Here is a 15013-nt window from a genome sequence, read left to right as displayed (position 1 = left end):
TGTGCCGCGCTTTCAACCATCGTTGCATCCTCGTTTTTCACGGGGCGAGCGCCGTCATTGGCTGGCCCTGAAGGAGAAAACATGGCACTCAAGGCCCTTGCACTCAACGCCACCCTCAAGCCGTCGGGATCGACAGATCGATCTTCGACAGAGAAGCTGCTTCTCCTGCTGGCCCAGTCTCTTGGTCAAAAGGACATTGTGACAGAGACCATCCGCCTGGCCGACTACGACATCAAGCCTGGTGTGAGTTCTGATGAGGGCGAGGGTGACGCCTGGCCCGGCATTCGCCAAAGAATTCTCGATGCGGATATCCTGCTGATCGGCACTCCAATATGGCTTGGCCAGCCATCAAGCGTTTGCAAAAGAGTTCTCGAACGCATGGACGCCTTCCTGGATGAAACGGACAATAAGGGGCGTATGCTCTCATATGGGAAGGTTGCAGCGGTCGCCGTCGTGGGTAACGAAGATGGCGCCCACCATGTATCGGCAGAATTGTTTCAGGCCTTGAATGATGTGGGTTTCACAATCCCTGCCAATGCTGTCGTCTACTGGGTGGGGGAAGCAATGGGATCTGTCAATTTTGTCGACCTGGAAGAAACACCCAAAACCGTTCAGACCATGATCGAGATGCTCGTACGCAATGCCGTTCATTCGGCTTCTGTTTTGCGGGAAAAGCCGTATCCGGGATCTGAGGATTGAAAAGCCGTGAAGCCTCGCTCCGCCGGTGTTGGCGGCTCGATGCGCTCTAAACTTCACTCTAGGCGTTCGACTTACCTGGGAACTTCCAAAGTCCTGCGAGGTTCGGGTGGCGTTCAATCACGGACAGTCGCGACATAAAGGAGACAACAATGGCAAGTCAGGGCGGAATGCAGGACCAGGAAAAATCCGACAAAAAAAATCGCAAGGGCGCTGGCGGCAAACCCGCCGGGGACCGCGGAGAGACCACCAGCGATGGCAGCAAGCGGGGTGGCACCCACGAGCAGCACGTCAAGGCAGGTCGGCAAAGTCACAAGAACGATCAATAGGGCCTGAGTGCTGGCTGGGTTCCTATTTCTGAAGAAAGGAGCCTGGGCAGTCTTCCGAAGGCTCGATCCAATATGGGAGGAACCCTCACATGAAAACTGCTTTTATCGTCGCATTTTTTGTTAGCGCCAGTGCGCTTTCCGTAACGGCGCAACAGTCGCCGCCAGCTAATTCCGACGGAAATACGCCTGCCGTCGCGACACCCGACAGAAAGAACCCAACGGCTCCGGTTGAAGGCGCGAACAGCTTCACCGAGGCGCAGGCGAAAGAAAGGATCGAAGAGGCGGGTTACATGGACGTAACCGGGCTCAAGAAAGACGACAAGGGGATCTGGATGGCAGCGGCGAAGAAGGATGGCAGGCCTGTTTCCGTTGCTCTCGATTATCAGGGCAATGTCGTCGCCAAGTAAGAAACGAACACGTGCTTTGGGAGAAACCAGATGAGAACTGTAACCGGACTGTTTGATGACTACGACGATGCAAGCGCCGCGGTGAGCGCGCTTGAAGACGCAGGCGTTCCGTCCCGTGATATCAGCATTGTTGCAAACAATGCAGACAAACGCCACGGGGCAGACACCAATGCCGCTGAAGGCGCCGGTGCTGGCGCCGGGATTGGAGCGGTTGTTGGCGGTGCGGGTGGATTGCTCACAGGTCTTGGACTGATGGCCATCCCGGGTGTTGGTCCAGTTGTCGCGGCTGGCTGGCTTGCAGCGACTGCCGCGGGCGCTGCAGGTGGCGCGGTCGCGGGAGGTGCAGCAGGCGGCATCATCGGAGCGATGACCCGTTCAGGTGTTTCTGAAGATGATGCTCACGTCTATGCCGAGGGTGTGCGACGAGGCGGCACTCTCGTCACGGCTCGTGTCGAGGACGACCGTGTTTCTGTCGCGCAGGACATCTTGAAACAATCCAACTGGGTGGATCCCGTCCAACGCCGTACGGCCTATCAGGATGAGGGATGGCGGCGTTTTGACGACAGTCTGGCACCATTTGGCCCAGAAGATGTCGATCGCGAACGAGCCCGGTATCGCTCCACGTCCCTTTAAGGCTTTCACAGATCGGGCGCGCGAATGGAGCTTGCGCGCCCGTTTTCCAGGAATTCGGCAATACGACGAACGAAGCGCAGGCTTCATTCATAACCTCATTGAGAACAGGAGAGTAAAAATGGCTGAGAAGACATTGGAAGATCTTTTCCTCGACACGGTGAAAGACATTTATTTCGCCGAGCGTCAGGTGCTGAAGGCACTGCCAAAAATGGCCAGGGCTGCCCAATCCGAAGAACTGAAAGCGGCATTCGAAAAACATAGGGACGAAACCGAAACTCACGTTGAACGCCTCCAGCAGGTGTTCGAGTTGCTCGGTAAACCTGCACGCGGAAAGACATGTGAGGCCATTCAAGGGATTATCGCTGAGGGCGAAGAAATCACCGAGGCCTTCAAGGGATCGAGCGCACTTGATGCTGGACTGATCTCCTCGGCTCAGGCTGTCGAGCACTACGAGATTACACGTTATGGAACGCTCAGAACCTGGGCGCTTCAGCTCGGAATGAAGGATGCCGCGGCACTTTTCGAGCAGACCCTTGGTGAGGAAAGCGCGACCGACGAAGCCCTTTCTTCACTTGCGAATACAAGTTCAAACAGCAGGGCCAAAACGAAAGCAGCCTGAGCGCCAGGTTTCGAAGTGCTGGCGTGACAGCCAGCACTTGCTTATGTGCCGAGCGGGCGCGGCGCTTCTGTTCCAGCGGCTACGACAGGCGTTTGTCGTAATTTATCGGGAAAAATGATCATCTGTCGGCTGTTGTCGGACGGCGCCGACGCAGTTATTGCCACGCCCGTTCAAATCCGGCTCGCTCGGAGTGTGGTTCTAATGTTCTCTGGATTACATTCCTGAACGTTGGAACCGCCTGCAAGTTGATTTATTTAAGATATGCCTCATCGATGACCACCCATTGCGGTCAATCAGCAGTGGCAACGGTACGGTGGCGTACAGCAACCAGGGCTCATTGAGCTCATTTCCCTGTATTGGGAGGATGAGCAAATGGCCAGGAATACCCTCAGCACGTTGTCACCGTGCTCACTCAGCGAAGCACAACTGAACGGCTTGCGACTGGGTATCGCCCGTCTGGCGCCTGCACTCACGGCATTTGCGCGTCGCTTCGTTCGAAACGATCAGGATGTTGAAGACCTCGTGCAGGAAACCATGTTTCGCGGTCTTCGCTCTCTTCATTGCTTTACACCTGGGACGGCTTTGAAATCGTGGCTTTTCACGATTTTGCGCAACACGTTCTGCACTCGGTACAAGATCGCCAAACGAGAGTGTGTCGGACTTCCTAGTGGTGTCGAGCAGTCGCTGGTCTCACCGGCCAGCCAGGAGTGGCGAATGCTGCATGTCGATGTCATGCGCGCCATTGAGACACTTGATCGTGGACAAGCCAAAGCGCTGATGCTGGTGGCTGACGGTACAAGCTATGAGGAAGCTGCAGCCCTTTGCGGTTGCCGGGTGGGGACGATTAAAAGCCGCGTCAATCGGGCCAGGGAAACGCTAAGACGGGCTCTGGACTGAACGTCAACCGACGCGCAGCTTTGTTCGAAAATAAAGGATCGCCGGTCTCTCTAATTTTGCGGGATCAATAATTCCCCGGTTGTACATGGTCAGGACATACCGGGCGACCTCCTCACGACACAAGGCCGAATCGGGCTGCGACAACAATACCCTCTCATAGGCTCCCTGAACGACGGTCATGTCATCATTCAAGAAATAGCTGACCTTAGATATTCACGAACTGCGGACATTTCACCTTCCTGGAGCGCTCTCGCACTTCAGTCCACGGGGTAAGATCTCTGCATATTATACCGTAAATCCGCGACATCAAATGTCTGCAAGCGTACAGACTGGGTGCCTGCCGAAAGTCACGCAATTTTTTCCGTCGATGGTTTTGTCTCGTAACTGGAGACGTCATCCTTTCGAAAGCGCATGAACACACGAGCACTTTCAGCTTCGGCCAAACCGTAGAGATCTCGCGCATAGGCTTGAAGCCCTGCACGGTTCTTTATGACGATCCTCGCTCTTTCGGAGCGGATCCAACCTTCGCTTTCAAGAATGTGAAGAGCGTCGGTGACACTTGCTCGTCTGACCGCGAGCATTTTTGACAGGAAGTCGTGGGTCAGTTGAAGGTGATTGCCCTCCACCCTGTCCTGACACATCAGCAACCACCTGGCTAAGCGTTGCGTGACCGTGTGGACCGCGTTAGAGGAGGCCGTGCACTCGACCTGTGCCCTTGACGCATGGAGAGCCGCAATCATGATTTCCAAAAAAAAGCGGTTTTTTGCGATAAGTGATCGAAAATCCTCGATGTCTATCGCGTTGGCTTTCCCCGGCGCCTGTACTATAATTTCCGTCATGCTGGTTTCGACACCTGCAAGCGCACCGATTGGAACGAAACCCTCTTTTCCGACGATACCAGCCTCTGTTTCTCGGCCCGTTTCTGAAACAACGACGATCGAGGCGATGCCGGATTGGAGAAAGTAGACGCGTTCGATAGGTGACCCTGCGCAGATAAGCTTGTCGCCGAGCGACAGTTCGACCGGTGAGCAGAGGCTCAACACCTCATTCATCACATCATCATCTAGAAGGTCGAGCAGCAGATTTGATTGTTTCTCCAACAGCGGTCCAATTGTCTCTTGCATAACGGTTTCCTCTGTGAGGCTCGCGAGGTGATTCAAAGACGTGTAATCGATTGTGTGCGTCGTGACGGGAGTCATGACACGAAGCGCGTTGAGGCGACTTGCGATGCCGCAAGGCCCTTGTGTACACCACAATGTCCTTGCTCGATCCAAAGAGGTAGATCACATCTTTAACGAGGAGGCTCCCCGACAGTTCCGACAATAAGGCGTTGTCCGTTCAACTTCCGCCATCAAGCAAATTCGGCAATGCTTCACCGGTCGCAGAAACTTCCCGAGTGGTCGGAACACGCAAGGCAAACGCCATTATTCTGTCTTCAGGAAAATTGTGGGAACCGGAGCGCAGAGAGACAGATAGGGGTCACTTGCCGGAGCGAGGTGCGGCGCGAGGGCAGGTTAGCCAAGGAGTTCATAAATGACCGCGATCCCGCTGCTTGGAGCATGCTCCCTTTTAATTCTGATGAAAGGACGTCGCATCCTCGTCGAGGAAATGGACGAGGCGATTTATCTGTTGGAAGAGGAATGGCCGGTGAAATCCGGGGCTCATTACTGGCGCGCAGTCAGGAGCTGCCACTTGGCACGTTTAAGGGACGCACCCGCCGCTGTTGCCTATGAAAACATGCTCGCAGCTTGCCTTGAGGCCGAGGTAAGACACGAGGTTGTTCGGTCGTTTCTGGATGATCAAATAACAGGGTAATTCTCACAAAGACCGACAGTTTCAACGTCGCCGACGTCTGCGGACACTTCGTTTTCTTAGAAGGACTTCGTTGCTAGCCCCCCGGCCGGCGACTTGGTACGGAAACGTACTCATGGTTTTCTTACAATTTCCAGATGCTAAAGTGCGGCTCGCAGTTGAGGTTTAAGCAGAAAGGCGAACCAACCGGACCGCCATGTTTGAATCAGATTTCCAAGTTCGCAATCGGTTACTCAGTGCCCTCGACGGCGAAAGCTTTTCCCGTCTTTCCCGCCATATGGAGCCAGTTAAATTGCCCGTCGGCCATCGTCTGGTCGCGACGAACTCCCCCATTACTCACGTCTGTTTTATAGAAACCGGTCTGGCATCGACGCTTGCTCACACCGATGGCGGAAAAAGCATGGAAGTGATGCCGGTAGGGTGCGAGGGCATGACTGGATGGCCAAGCCTTTTGGGCGCTGAAGCGACGCCTGATGAAACAGTGATGTATGTTGCCGGCGATGGCCTGCTTGTCCCGGCTCATGAGATCCGTCGGGAGATGGAGAGAAATGTCCGCATACGGGACATGGTGCTGGGTTACATAAACGTCTGTCTGGTTCAGGTGGGGCAGCTTGTTCTGGCAAATGGCCAGCATACCTTGCGCGAGCGGCTGGCTCGTTGGCTCCTCATGTGTCACGATCGGCTCGCTACTGACAATCTTCCAATTACGCATGAGTTTCTCTCAACCGTTCTTGGCGTAAGGCGTCCCGGAATAACAAATGAGTTGCACGTTCTGGAGGGCATTCATGCGATCCGCGCCAGTCGCGGAAATGTACGTATTATCGATCGCAATCTCCTCGATCAGGTTGCATCGATGACCTACGGAAACGCAGAACGGGAGTATGAAAAGCTGATCGCGAGGATGCGCGTTGGGGCTGCACTGTCAGGATTTCCTGTCCAGAGCATCAGTGAATCGGATCACTTTTAACAAGGTGCGATCGCCATTCCGTATGACGATGGATCCATCCGAAATATCATGGCCTTGCCGGACGGCTTCACTCATTAACGCTCGTGCATCCTCAAGCGCCTCTGCGACGGCATGATTGAGATCGACAAGTTCGCTTCCTTCCATGTCCTCAAGAACGCTGTTGCCACTCATGACATCAAAGTAATAGCGGGGCATATGGCTCCCTCGATCTCTAGCCGAACTCGCGCAAATGTTGCGCCTGTTTTTCCAGGTGGGTCGCAAGTTCCGATATGCTCATGCTGGTCGCACACAGATGTATTGCGCATTCTAGGAACTGCAGGGACGAACGTCTCAGGAAGTCCTGTTGTTGGTCTTGAGCCATTCTGGAAATCCGATCGGATTCTCCGCTCTCTTTACTCATCGTCTTCTCCTTTCGAATTTGCTCTCCGCATTCCTAACCCCGCTCGCCACCGATGGTTTCGAGTAGCGGTGCAGAGTTTTCGAGCATGGTGGGCGAAAGGGGAGAATAAACTGAACAGGTCGCCGTGCACGCCCGCAAGGCGCGGAAAGGTCGCCGCGGCCGCCCCATTTCTTATCGTGTCGGTTATCTCGCCTGGGGGCGGCTTGCTGGGGCAAGTGCTAGCCGTTATCGATCTGGGGCGGTCGCGTGAATTAGGATGGCGGAACGGTTGGGTGGCCAAAGCGTTAGAATGGCGTATTTTATGAAAGGATATCGTCATGGCAGCCAATGATTCCCGCGATCCAGTCTTGCGCAAAACCGAGCCGAACGACAACAAGCCCGAGAAGCGGCGTGCTGCCAAGTTCGTCATCACGACCATGGTGATCATTGGTGTCGTGGTATTTGTGGTCTATGCGACAATGATCGGATTTTCGGCGACAGGTGGCTAAGTTTCCTCGTCAATGGTGCCGCAGCAGGTCAACCTCATCTAAGCTTCCCTTTCCTTTCCGTTCCACGCCGCGGGGGAGCTTTCTCTCGGGGCGTCAGGTGCAGGCGTTCGGTCTTCCCATTCCGCAGTTGCCTGCGCCCAGTGACTTTCATGGAGACCGTCGGGCTTTCCTGCAAGCTCCCAAATTTCGTATGCGCGTTTGGTTATCCATTCCTCACGAGACTCTGGCATGACATCCTCCGTCACGTGTGATTGCGTTGGGACAAATATGTGCTGACGGGGCTGACGCGTTGCCCATGCGCGCCGCTCGGCTTCCTTTGTCGGTGTAGGCTGACTTGTCTCCACGTGGCATTGGTCGTCTCCATCCGTTAACCGCGCCGCGCCGCTTGCGCTATCCCTTCTGCAATCCCCGAACTGCTGATTTCGTCCAAGGTTCCAGGTCATTCGGATGGAGCATCTGCCCTGTTAGCGACCGCGAGCGGAACGGAACCCAAGGTTGTGCATTCAGTCATGGAACGGGACGATGTGCGCAATGAGCTATCCCCAGTGCAAATTCAGAATTTCGAGGACGCCAGCTCCGTGCCGCGGCAATCGCTGGTGTGGAGCGTCTGCATGCGGAGTTATCGCGTTCGGGCTGAGTATCATGCTGTCGTCATGTTCCGGCAATCACTCTGCGCTCGACCCTTCCGGAAAAGAGGCGGCCGATGTCAGGGATCTCGCCATGGTGATGTTCTGGGGAGCAACGGTCATCTGGGCGGGGGTCGTCATTCTGCTGATTTTCGCGGTGCGGAAGAAAAACGCATTTTCGGAAAAGGCGGCAGGCAGGCTTATTCTATGGGGTGGAGCACTTTTTCCGACCGCGGTCCTTGTGGCGCTTCTTTCCTACACGGTGTGGCTCATGCCGCAGATGCGCCCATGGTTTGATCTCGATAAAACTGTTCATCGGAAAATCGAGGTGACCGGCGAGCAATTTTGGTGGCGTATTCGTTATTTCGATGTGGATGACAACGTACTCTTCGAAACTGCGAATGAGATTCGGCTGCCTGTCGGCGAGCGAGTTACGTTCTCGCTACAGTCTGCGGATGTCATCCATTCCTTCTGGATCCCATCGCTCGGCGGAAAAATGGACATGATACCCGGGCGGGTGAATACGCTTTCGCTTCTTGCCGAAAAGCCCGGACTATATCGAGGCGTATGCGCCGAGTTCTGCGGAACGTCTCATGGCATGATGGGGCTCGTCGTTGAAGCGCTGGAACCAACTGCATTTGCGGAGTGGATTTCGTCTCGCAAAAATCCCTCTGGGAACCAGCAAGCGCAGGGGTTCACCCTGTTCCTCAATCATGGTTGCGCAGCCTGCCACACCATTTCAGGCACGTCGGCGAAAGGTGTGATCGGCCCGAACCTGACGGCATTCGGGTCGCGAAACTTCATCGGTGCGGGGTCGCTACCAGCCACGACGGAAAACATTGCGCGCTTCATTCGCGAACCGGCAAAATTCAAGCCTGGTGGTCTCATGCCGCACTACGCCATGTTGTCATCAAAGGAGACGGATCAGCTCGCCACCTATCTGAAAGGCTTGCATTGATGGTCCAATTGGGCAATTTCTCAACCGAGGAACGCGCGGCACAGGAAAACCGCCTGCGCAAAGCCTGGGAAACACCCAAAGGGCTCCGTTACTGGACATCGGTCAATAATGCCCAGATTGGACTGTGGTACGGGGTCGCCGCATTTGCCTTCATGCTGTTTGCGGGACTGCTCGGTCTTTTGATCCGTGTGCAGTTGGCTGTGCCGGAAAACGATCTCATTTCCGCGGAACTGTTCAATCAGGCCTTCACATTGCACGGAACGGTGATGATGTTCCTCTTCGCTGTGCCAATTTTCGAGGCGGTGGCGATTTATCTTCTTCCCTCCATGCTTGGAGCCCGGGAACTTCCCTTTCCCCGGCTGTCGGCTTTCGGTTTCTGGAGCTTTCTGCTCGGCGGCGTATTTGTCTGTGGCTCGATCTTCTTCAATGCAGCACCCAATGCTGGCTGGTTCATGTATCCACCACTTGCAACCGATAAGGAATATTCCGGTATCGGGGCCGATATCTGGCTTCTTGGTCTGTCTTTCATAGAGGTCGCATCGATCGCCGCTGCAGTCGAAATCATTGTTGGCATCATGAAGTGCCGGGCGCCGGGCATGCGCATCAACATGATGCCGATGTTTGCCTGGTATCTGCTGATAGTTGCCGGGATGATCCTTTTTGCATTCCCCCCGTTGATTGCAGGCGACATCCTGTTCGAGATGGAACGAATGTTCGGATGGCCATTCTTCGATGTCACGAAGGGAGGCGATCCGTTGTTATGGCAGCATCTTTTCTGGATTTTCGGTCACCCGGAAGTCTACATCATTTTCCTGCCGGCGATTGCCTTGATGGCGATGATCGTGCCGACCTTCTCGCAAAGGCCCATTGTCGGTTACTCCTGGATCGTGCTTGCCGCAGTCGGCACCGGCTTCCTGAGTTTTGGTCTGTGGGTACACCACATGTTCGCCACCGGGCTGCCGCAAATATCGCTGGCTTTTTTCTCGGCAGCTTCACAGGCTGTGTCCATTCCGACCGCCGTTCAGATCTTCGTCTTCATTGCGACAATGCTTGCGGGGAAAGTGATATTCTCTGTTCCAATGATGTTCGGCGCAGGCGGATTGATCATATTTGTTATTGGCGGCTTGACCGGTGTCATGGTTGCGCTTGTGCCATTCGACTGGCAGGCACATGACACGTATTTCATTGTTGCCCACCTGCATTATGTTCTGATTGGCGGGATGCTTTTTCCAGTCGTCGCGGGCATGTATTATTATTTTCCCTTTGTAACGGGAAAAAAACTTTCCGATAAATGGGGCAAGGTCGCGTTCTGGTTGATGTTCAGCGGCTTCAACGTCGCTTTTTTTCCGATGCACTTTTCCGGCCTCACCGGCATGCCAAGACGTGTTTTCACGTACCAGGCTGAATTCGGTTGGGGCCTTTACAATCTAATCTCAACGATCGGTGCGTTCATATTCGCTACAGGGGTCGCGACGCTCGTCATCGACATTTTCCGTAAAAAGCCAGATCTTGCAACGCCTGACCTCAATCCGTGGAATGCCGGCACGCTGGAATGGACAAATGATCCGAAGGAAAGTTGGGGGATGCGTTCGGTTCCGATCATAACCAGTCGCTATCCGCTTTGGGATCAACCGGACCTGCAGGATGATATCGAGGCGGGCCGGTTCTATCTGCCCGATGCAAAATCAGGAAAGCGCGAAACTCTGGTGACATCGGTGCTGGACGGCGAACCGATTCAGTGTTTGCGAGTTGGCGGTGTTTCCTATGTCACAATCGTTGCTGCCTTAGCACTCGGTGGTGTCTTTGTCGCTTTGACGTTCCACTGGTGGGTGGCTACCATCGTGTTCGCCATCATTACCTTTATCGCCATACTCTATTGGCTCTGGACAGGCACGGCGCCAATTCCGGAGACACCGGAAACCGATGTCGGCCTTGGACTAAGTCTGCCGGTCTACGTGTCTGGCCCAGCCTCCGTTGGCTGGTGGGCCATGTTCATCACCATGGTCGGTGACGGGACGGCGTTTGCAAGCCTGATCTTTGGCTATTTCTTTTACTGGACCGTGCATGATGATTTTACTGCGGTCGTAGGACCTGGCCTGTTCTGGCCGATGGTTGCCCTTGGGCTCTATGTGCTGGCGTGGCTTCTTACCATCCTCGCGCGTGAAACGAACAACAGGTCGGCATTGGCTTGCCGTTTTGTGCTGGTTGCAGCGCTCATCTTGACGATCACAGCATCGCTTGCCGCACTTGCTGGACCGTATGTTTCGAAAATGGATCCGACAGCAAATGTCTATCCTGCGATTGTCTGGGTCATTACTTTGTGGACGGTTGCTCACGGTGTCGTCGGTGCCGTGATGCACCTTTACTGTCTGGCTCGCAGCCTCGCAGGACGAATGACGCATGAATATGACCAGGATATCTGCAACGTAACGCTCTACTGGCACTTCATGGCTGTTACTGCCGTGGTGACGTTCATTGTTTTGGGCGTCTTTCCAGAGGTGGCCACATGAAGAGTTTCATCCCACGCGAAGTCGAAACTCTATGGACGCTGTTCACGGCTCCTGTCGTCTGGGGATTGCATTTTCTCGTTTGTTACGTGCTGGCGGCGATCTTTTGTGCCAAACGCCTTCCGGTCTCCTTCTCTTTTGACGGGCTTCGTATAGGCCTTGTTATTTTCACCGTTGCAGCGCTGTTGATGATCGTTATGTCTGCATGGCTTGCATGGCGGCAATGGGGGTTTGGCGCAGATGACCCCCCGCATGACGAACCGACGCGATCGTCGCGAACGTTGTTCCAGGGCTTTGCTACACTGCTGTTGTCAGGTTTGAGCTTCGTGGCGGTAATCTTTACCGCAATCCCGTTGCTCTTTCTTGCGGAATGTCAGACATGACCCCAAAGACGCTTATCATAGCGGTTGCGGTTCTCGCCATCCTCTGGGCAGGCGTTCTCCCGTTCTCGGATCGGACTTCGTTTACAGTTCATATGGTCGTTCACATGGGCGTGGTAGCCATAGCCGCGCCGTTGTTCGCATTGGCTCTATCGGGCTCGCAATATGATTTCTCCTCGGGCTCGGCCTGGATAACGCCGCTTCTGGCATCGGTACTGGAGCTGTTTGCGGTATGGGGATGGCATGTTCCTGCAATGCGGGCTCTATCGGAAACATCAGTTGTCGTTGCGGCGATTGAGCAACTCGTCTTCTTCGGTGCCGGTCTGACGCTTTGGCTGGCCTGCCTGGGTGGCGGAACGGCTGATCGTAAAGAAAGACGCCTGGCTGGCGTTTTCGGCCTGTTGTTCACGTCAATGCACATGACGCTACTTGGGGCTCTGCTTGCGCTTGCACCGCGCCCCCTTTACGGATCAGGCGAGGTAAGTTGTTTTGGTGTCTCATTAACCGCAACAATGGACCAACATGCCGGCGGCGTCGTGATGCTTCTGGTGGGAGCAATTGTCTATCTCGGCGGTGGCATTGCATTGCTCGCGGGCGCGCTGGAGGAGAAAGCGCCCTTCACAGGGAAGCTGCGTCGATGAGGATGCGTTGGCGACATCTGGCCGTCCTTGCTGTGGCCGTTCCGGCCCTGGTCTTTGGGCTAGCCTGGTCAGGTCTAATCGGGGTGCGCGCCAGCACAGGCCACTGGGCGGCAACCGACTGGTTCTTGCATTGGGTGATGCGCAACTCGGTGCGTACGGCATCATTATCGACAGAACCTTCAAGGCATGACGATCCCTCATCGACCGCGGCGGCAGCCGCTCATTTCCAGAGTGGTTGCGCTGTCTGTCATGGCTCGCCTGCTGAGCAGCGTTCTTCGACCATGTTGTCCATGCTCCCTCCACCCCCAGATCTGAGCGTCGCTGTGAACGCGTGGACCGATGCGCAATTGTTCGAAATCGTAAAACATGGCGTCCGGTTCACCGGAATGCCATCCTGGCCGACCCAGGTTCGCGACGATGAGGTCTGGGCCATGGTCGGCTTTTTACGCAACTTGCCGCAAATGAGCGCCCGCGATTACATCGAGCTTTCAGGATTGCAACTGACACCAACGGCGAGGAGCCTTACTCCGCTCGTCATGACCTGTGAAAGCTGCCACGCGCAAGGCAGACCAGGCAATGGAGGTGCAGTACCTCTCATTTCAGGACAATCGGAAGCCTACCTGCTGGAAAGCCTAAAAGCCTATAAAGCGGGCAGACGGCCAAGCGGCATCATGAGTGTTGCCCTTGGACCCCTGTCCCAGGACGATTTGAAGAAACTTGCCGGTCACTATGCTGAACAACGGGTGTCGTGGCAGCAGGTCGGACCGACTAACGCCGAACGGTACCAGGCGGGTTTGCAGCTTGCTCAGAACGGTCGTTCGATCGACAGAATTCCAGCCTGCCTCTCGTGCCACGAACGCGACAACGGGAATGAGGACTACCCGCGTCTTTTTGGGCAAAATGCCGCCTATCTCGGCCAGCAGCTCAGATTGTTCCGGATGGGCGTCAGAGGAGGAGGAAAAGCATCCCATCTCATGGCGGTCGCTGCTAAAAATTTGACCGATGAGGATATCGACACCCTCGCCAGTTTTTTCAGTCAACGTAACAATGATCGGCCGTCGGCAGCAATGGACTGATGGTTCAAGGCGATTTGTTACGGCCATAGCGCCTGGAAAATGTTTGCGCTTCTCCATGCGGTTTTTCGCTTGCGTCACCGCAGTTTTCGTTTTTTTCCGATTTGAAACTGGTCATAAGCCTAAGCGTCGCGAATGTCACAATCGAGAGCACGATTGCAGTATCGTAGGATCCGAGTCCTACAGCCACCCCGATTGCACCGGTGACCCAGATACTGGCCGCGGTTGCCGTTCCGCGTGTTCCGAGTTTACCAACAACGATCGCACCCGCACCAATGAAGCCGACACCGTTGACGATACCTTCGACAACACGGGCAGTTGCCTCTGGGCTACCACCGGTAACGGTCTGCGTCGCTTCGATGAAACCACATGCTGCGATAGCAACGAGTGGGAAGGTTCGCAGTCCTGCACTTCGTTCCTTCTGCTCACGATCCCAGCCGATCGGCAGCGCAAGAACATAGGCAACAGAGAGTGTCCAAAGGTGAGCAAGGACGTCAGCATGGACGCTTGCATAGCTAAACCAGTCACTCACAATTACTACCTCCCGCAATCGCCAGCACACAGGTGGGCCATTGTGTGTGCCGATGAACCGGAATGGCGTGTGTTTGTTCCCTTCCACCTCGAATTGGTTTCCCAAAAGCGCTTGGGGCGTTTGCCAAGCTTTGGAGTTAGCCAATCTCGGGAATTCGGAACATTCCCTCCCTGGCCACGTTTGCCGGTCAGGCGTTTATTGGGCCAGGCGGCATATGGGGCTGAACACAGTCGATCCAGCAAGACTGCCGCGACATATCCGCAATAGCTGTGGGAATGGCTTGAAAGCGCAGGTAGAACTGAAGGAGCACCTATGCGTAGCAAACTACTGTCGATCCAAGATGCGAAACCGGCTGAACGTGTATTCATGCTTGTTGCTGATCCTGGTGAGGAAGCCTTCGATGGCATCAGGGCGTTTGCGATAGACAATGGCATCAATGCTGCGTCAGTCACGGCTATCGGTGCGTTCGAAAGCGCGACACTGGCCTTTTTCGACGTCCATACGACGCGTTACATGGACATTCCAATTCAAGAACAAAGCGAAGTTCTCAGTCTTGTTGGCGACATAACATTAGACGAAAAGGGCGTTCCATCTCCTCATTTGCATGCGGTCCTGGGTTTTTTGGACGGTCGTACCCGTGGTGGACATTTCCTCAAGGGTATTGTGAAGCCCACATTGGAGGTCGTAGTGCGTGAAACGCCCGCGGAACTTAAGCGCAGGTTTCACCCCCAACTTGGGTTGGCACTCATCGACATCTAGCATCAACAACAGATTGGTCTCTAGAATTCTGCCCTTAGTGCGAGGCACACTCCTCTCACGCCTCTCCGCTGCTGGCATAATTAGATCTCACACAAAAATATTTGATGATGATCTTCATCGAGATGGGAAGCTAGGCCCCTGATTCGATTTGCACTTCCACACTTATGGCTCGAGGCTGCTGTGGAAAGGAAAAACTCCCCCGCTTGACTCTGGATCGCGACAGGAACAAAAGAAGAACATTAGCATTTATGGACATTACGTCCGTCCTCAACGTGAGCCGAAGGAGGTC

19 protein-coding genes are annotated in these 15013 nt (G+C 54.8%); 15 read left to right on the top strand and 4 right to left on the bottom strand.

All coding sequences use genetic code 11. From position 1 onward, the window contains the following. Positions 1 to 81: 81 nt before the first annotated feature. From HWX89_RS25075 to HWX89_RS25050, 6 genes are all read left to right on the top strand, one after another. Positions 82 to 699 (top strand): flavodoxin family protein, encoded by a 618-nt coding sequence (locus tag HWX89_RS25075; protein WP_138793004.1) that lies wholly within the window; start codon positions 82 to 84, stop codon positions 697 to 699. A 149-nt stretch (positions 700 to 848) separates the two neighbouring features. Then, positions 849 to 1025 carry a hypothetical protein gene (locus tag HWX89_RS25070; RefSeq protein WP_178340929.1) on the top strand — a complete coding sequence of 59 codons (177 nt, stop codon included), beginning with the start codon at positions 849 to 851 and terminating at the stop codon, positions 1023 to 1025. A gap of 89 nt (positions 1026 to 1114) precedes the next feature. Then, on the top strand, positions 1115 to 1432 hold the full coding sequence (locus HWX89_RS25065; protein WP_138793005.1) for a PepSY domain-containing protein: 318 nt from the start codon (positions 1115 to 1117) through the stop codon (positions 1430 to 1432). A gap of 30 nt (positions 1433 to 1462) precedes the next feature. Next, positions 1463 to 2065, top strand: a complete 603-nt coding sequence (locus HWX89_RS25060) for a general stress protein (protein ID WP_138793006.1) — start codon at positions 1463 to 1465, stop codon at positions 2063 to 2065. A gap of 118 nt (positions 2066 to 2183) precedes the next feature. Next, positions 2184 to 2684: a YciE/YciF ferroxidase family protein gene (locus HWX89_RS25055; RefSeq protein WP_138793007.1), complete on the top strand. Its 501-nt coding sequence runs from the start codon at positions 2184 to 2186 to the stop codon at positions 2682 to 2684. 372 nt (positions 2685 to 3056) lie between these two features. Then, positions 3057 to 3581 (top strand): RNA polymerase sigma factor, encoded by a 525-nt coding sequence (locus tag HWX89_RS25050; protein WP_138793008.1) that lies wholly within the window; start codon positions 3057 to 3059, stop codon positions 3579 to 3581. Positions 3582 to 3928: 347 nt separating this feature from the next. Here HWX89_RS25050 and HWX89_RS25045 read toward each other — a convergent pair whose 3' ends face one another. Beyond that, entirely contained in the window at positions 3929 to 4705 is a 777-nt protein-coding gene (locus tag HWX89_RS25045; RefSeq protein ID WP_138793009.1) for a Crp/Fnr family transcriptional regulator, read from the bottom strand. 409 nt (positions 4706 to 5114) lie between these two features. On the opposite strand from HWX89_RS25045, the gene HWX89_RS25040 reads away from it, so the two are divergent. Beyond that, positions 5115 to 5396: a DUF982 domain-containing protein gene (locus HWX89_RS25040; RefSeq protein WP_138793010.1), complete on the top strand. Its 282-nt coding sequence runs from the start codon at positions 5115 to 5117 to the stop codon at positions 5394 to 5396. 193 nt (positions 5397 to 5589) lie between these two features. Continuing rightward, positions 5590 to 6360 carry a Crp/Fnr family transcriptional regulator gene (locus HWX89_RS25035; protein ID WP_138793011.1) on the top strand — a complete coding sequence of 257 codons (771 nt, stop codon included), beginning with the start codon at positions 5590 to 5592 and terminating at the stop codon, positions 6358 to 6360. Here HWX89_RS25035 and HWX89_RS25030 read toward each other — a convergent pair. Then, positions 6316 to 6555, bottom strand: coding sequence for a DUF6894 family protein (locus tag HWX89_RS25030; protein WP_138793012.1), 240 nt, complete (start codon positions 6553 to 6555; stop codon positions 6316 to 6318). The genes HWX89_RS25035 and HWX89_RS25030 overlap by 45 nt on opposite strands. Positions 6556 to 7077: 522 nt before the next feature. Here HWX89_RS25030 and HWX89_RS25025 point away from each other — a divergent pair. Continuing rightward, complete coding sequence (locus HWX89_RS25025; RefSeq protein ID WP_178340928.1) at positions 7078 to 7248, top strand: hypothetical protein; 171 nt, start codon at positions 7078 to 7080, stop codon at positions 7246 to 7248. Between the two features lie 38 nt (positions 7249 to 7286). On the opposite strand, the gene HWX89_RS25020 is transcribed toward HWX89_RS25025, so the two are convergent. Further along, the gene (locus HWX89_RS25020; RefSeq protein WP_138793014.1) at positions 7287 to 7478 is read right to left on the bottom strand and encodes a DUF2934 domain-containing protein; all 192 of its coding nucleotides are present in this window, start codon (positions 7476 to 7478) and stop codon (positions 7287 to 7289) included. A 412-nt stretch (positions 7479 to 7890) separates the two neighbouring features. Here HWX89_RS25020 and coxB point away from each other — a divergent pair, with 412 nt between their 5' ends. From coxB to HWX89_RS26340, 5 genes are read left to right on the top strand one after another with little or no spacing between them, the layout of a single operon-like run. Further along, positions 7891 to 8832, top strand: a complete 942-nt coding sequence (coxB, locus tag HWX89_RS25015; protein ID WP_246705289.1) for a cytochrome c oxidase subunit II — start codon at positions 7891 to 7893, stop codon at positions 8830 to 8832. Continuing rightward, positions 8832 to 11342 carry a cytochrome c oxidase subunit I gene (ctaD, locus tag HWX89_RS25010; RefSeq protein ID WP_138793015.1) on the top strand — a complete coding sequence of 837 codons (2511 nt, stop codon included), beginning with the start codon at positions 8832 to 8834 and terminating at the stop codon, positions 11340 to 11342. Before coxB ends, ctaD begins: the two co-directional genes overlap by 1 nt. After that, the gene (locus HWX89_RS25005) at positions 11339 to 11722 is read left to right on the top strand and encodes a hypothetical protein (protein ID WP_138793016.1); all 384 of its coding nucleotides are present in this window, start codon (positions 11339 to 11341) and stop codon (positions 11720 to 11722) included. Before ctaD ends, HWX89_RS25005 begins: the two co-directional genes overlap by 4 nt. Further along, entirely contained in the window at positions 11719 to 12360 is a 642-nt protein-coding gene (locus HWX89_RS25000; protein WP_138793017.1) for a cytochrome c oxidase assembly protein, read from the top strand. The genes HWX89_RS25005 and HWX89_RS25000 overlap by 4 nt, the downstream gene beginning before the upstream one ends. Then, complete coding sequence (locus HWX89_RS26340) at positions 12357 to 13436, top strand: c-type cytochrome (RefSeq protein ID WP_138793018.1); 1080 nt, start codon at positions 12357 to 12359, stop codon at positions 13434 to 13436. The genes HWX89_RS25000 and HWX89_RS26340 overlap by 4 nt, the downstream gene beginning before the upstream one ends. A 4-nt stretch (positions 13437 to 13440) precedes the next feature. Here the strand turns inward: HWX89_RS26340 and HWX89_RS24990 are convergent, their stop codons facing one another. Then, on the bottom strand, positions 13441 to 13965 hold the full coding sequence (locus HWX89_RS24990) for an MgtC/SapB family protein (protein ID WP_138793019.1): 525 nt from the start codon (positions 13963 to 13965) through the stop codon (positions 13441 to 13443). 312 nt (positions 13966 to 14277) lie between these two features. On the opposite strand from HWX89_RS24990, the gene HWX89_RS24985 reads away from it, so the two are divergent. Next, positions 14278 to 14724, top strand: a complete 447-nt coding sequence (locus tag HWX89_RS24985; RefSeq protein WP_138793020.1) for a PPC domain-containing DNA-binding protein — start codon at positions 14278 to 14280, stop codon at positions 14722 to 14724. The last annotated feature ends 289 nt before the right edge of the window (positions 14725 to 15013 follow it).

This window comes from Rhizobium sp. RM (genome assembly GCF_013390595.1).
In the GTDB taxonomy this organism is placed as follows: Bacteria; Pseudomonadota; Alphaproteobacteria; order Rhizobiales; family Rhizobiaceae; genus Agrobacterium.
The sequence above is the reverse complement of the archived record's forward strand: the minus strand, read 5'-3'. Positions and strand labels throughout refer to the sequence as shown.

Coding starts and splice junctions, on each gene's coding strand:
- HWX89_RS25005 (WP_138793016.1), top strand. CDS start 11,339: ATGAAGAGTTTCATCCCACGCGAAGTCGAAACTCTATGGACGCTGTTC.
- HWX89_RS25075 (WP_138793004.1), top strand. CDS start 82: ATGGCACTCAAGGCCCTTGCACTCAACGCCACCCTCAAGCCGTCGGGA.
- HWX89_RS25060 (WP_138793006.1), top strand. CDS start 1,463: ATGAGAACTGTAACCGGACTGTTTGATGACTACGACGATGCAAGCGCC.
- HWX89_RS25020 (WP_138793014.1), bottom strand. CDS start 7,478: ATGCCAGAGTCTCGTGAGGAATGGATAACCAAACGCGCATACGAAATT.
- HWX89_RS25070 (WP_178340929.1), top strand. CDS start 849: ATGGCAAGTCAGGGCGGAATGCAGGACCAGGAAAAATCCGACAAAAAA.
- HWX89_RS25025 (WP_178340928.1), top strand. CDS start 7,078: ATGGCAGCCAATGATTCCCGCGATCCAGTCTTGCGCAAAACCGAGCCG.
- HWX89_RS25030 (WP_138793012.1), bottom strand. CDS start 6,555: ATGCCCCGCTATTACTTTGATGTCATGAGTGGCAACAGCGTTCTTGAG.
- HWX89_RS25045 (WP_138793009.1), bottom strand. CDS start 4,705: ATGCAAGAGACAATTGGACCGCTGTTGGAGAAACAATCAAATCTGCTG.
- ctaD (WP_138793015.1), top strand. CDS start 8,832: ATGGTCCAATTGGGCAATTTCTCAACCGAGGAACGCGCGGCACAGGAA.
- HWX89_RS24985 (WP_138793020.1), top strand. CDS start 14,278: ATGCGTAGCAAACTACTGTCGATCCAAGATGCGAAACCGGCTGAACGT.
- HWX89_RS25050 (WP_138793008.1), top strand. CDS start 3,057: ATGGCCAGGAATACCCTCAGCACGTTGTCACCGTGCTCACTCAGCGAA.
- HWX89_RS25065 (WP_138793005.1), top strand. CDS start 1,115: ATGAAAACTGCTTTTATCGTCGCATTTTTTGTTAGCGCCAGTGCGCTT.
- HWX89_RS25035 (WP_138793011.1), top strand. CDS start 5,590: ATGTTTGAATCAGATTTCCAAGTTCGCAATCGGTTACTCAGTGCCCTC.
- coxB (WP_246705289.1), top strand. CDS start 7,891: ATGCTGTCGTCATGTTCCGGCAATCACTCTGCGCTCGACCCTTCCGGA.
- HWX89_RS25040 (WP_138793010.1), top strand. CDS start 5,115: ATGACCGCGATCCCGCTGCTTGGAGCATGCTCCCTTTTAATTCTGATG.
- HWX89_RS25000 (WP_138793017.1), top strand. CDS start 11,719: ATGACCCCAAAGACGCTTATCATAGCGGTTGCGGTTCTCGCCATCCTC.
- HWX89_RS25055 (WP_138793007.1), top strand. CDS start 2,184: ATGGCTGAGAAGACATTGGAAGATCTTTTCCTCGACACGGTGAAAGAC.
- HWX89_RS26340 (WP_138793018.1), top strand. CDS start 12,357: ATGAGGATGCGTTGGCGACATCTGGCCGTCCTTGCTGTGGCCGTTCCG.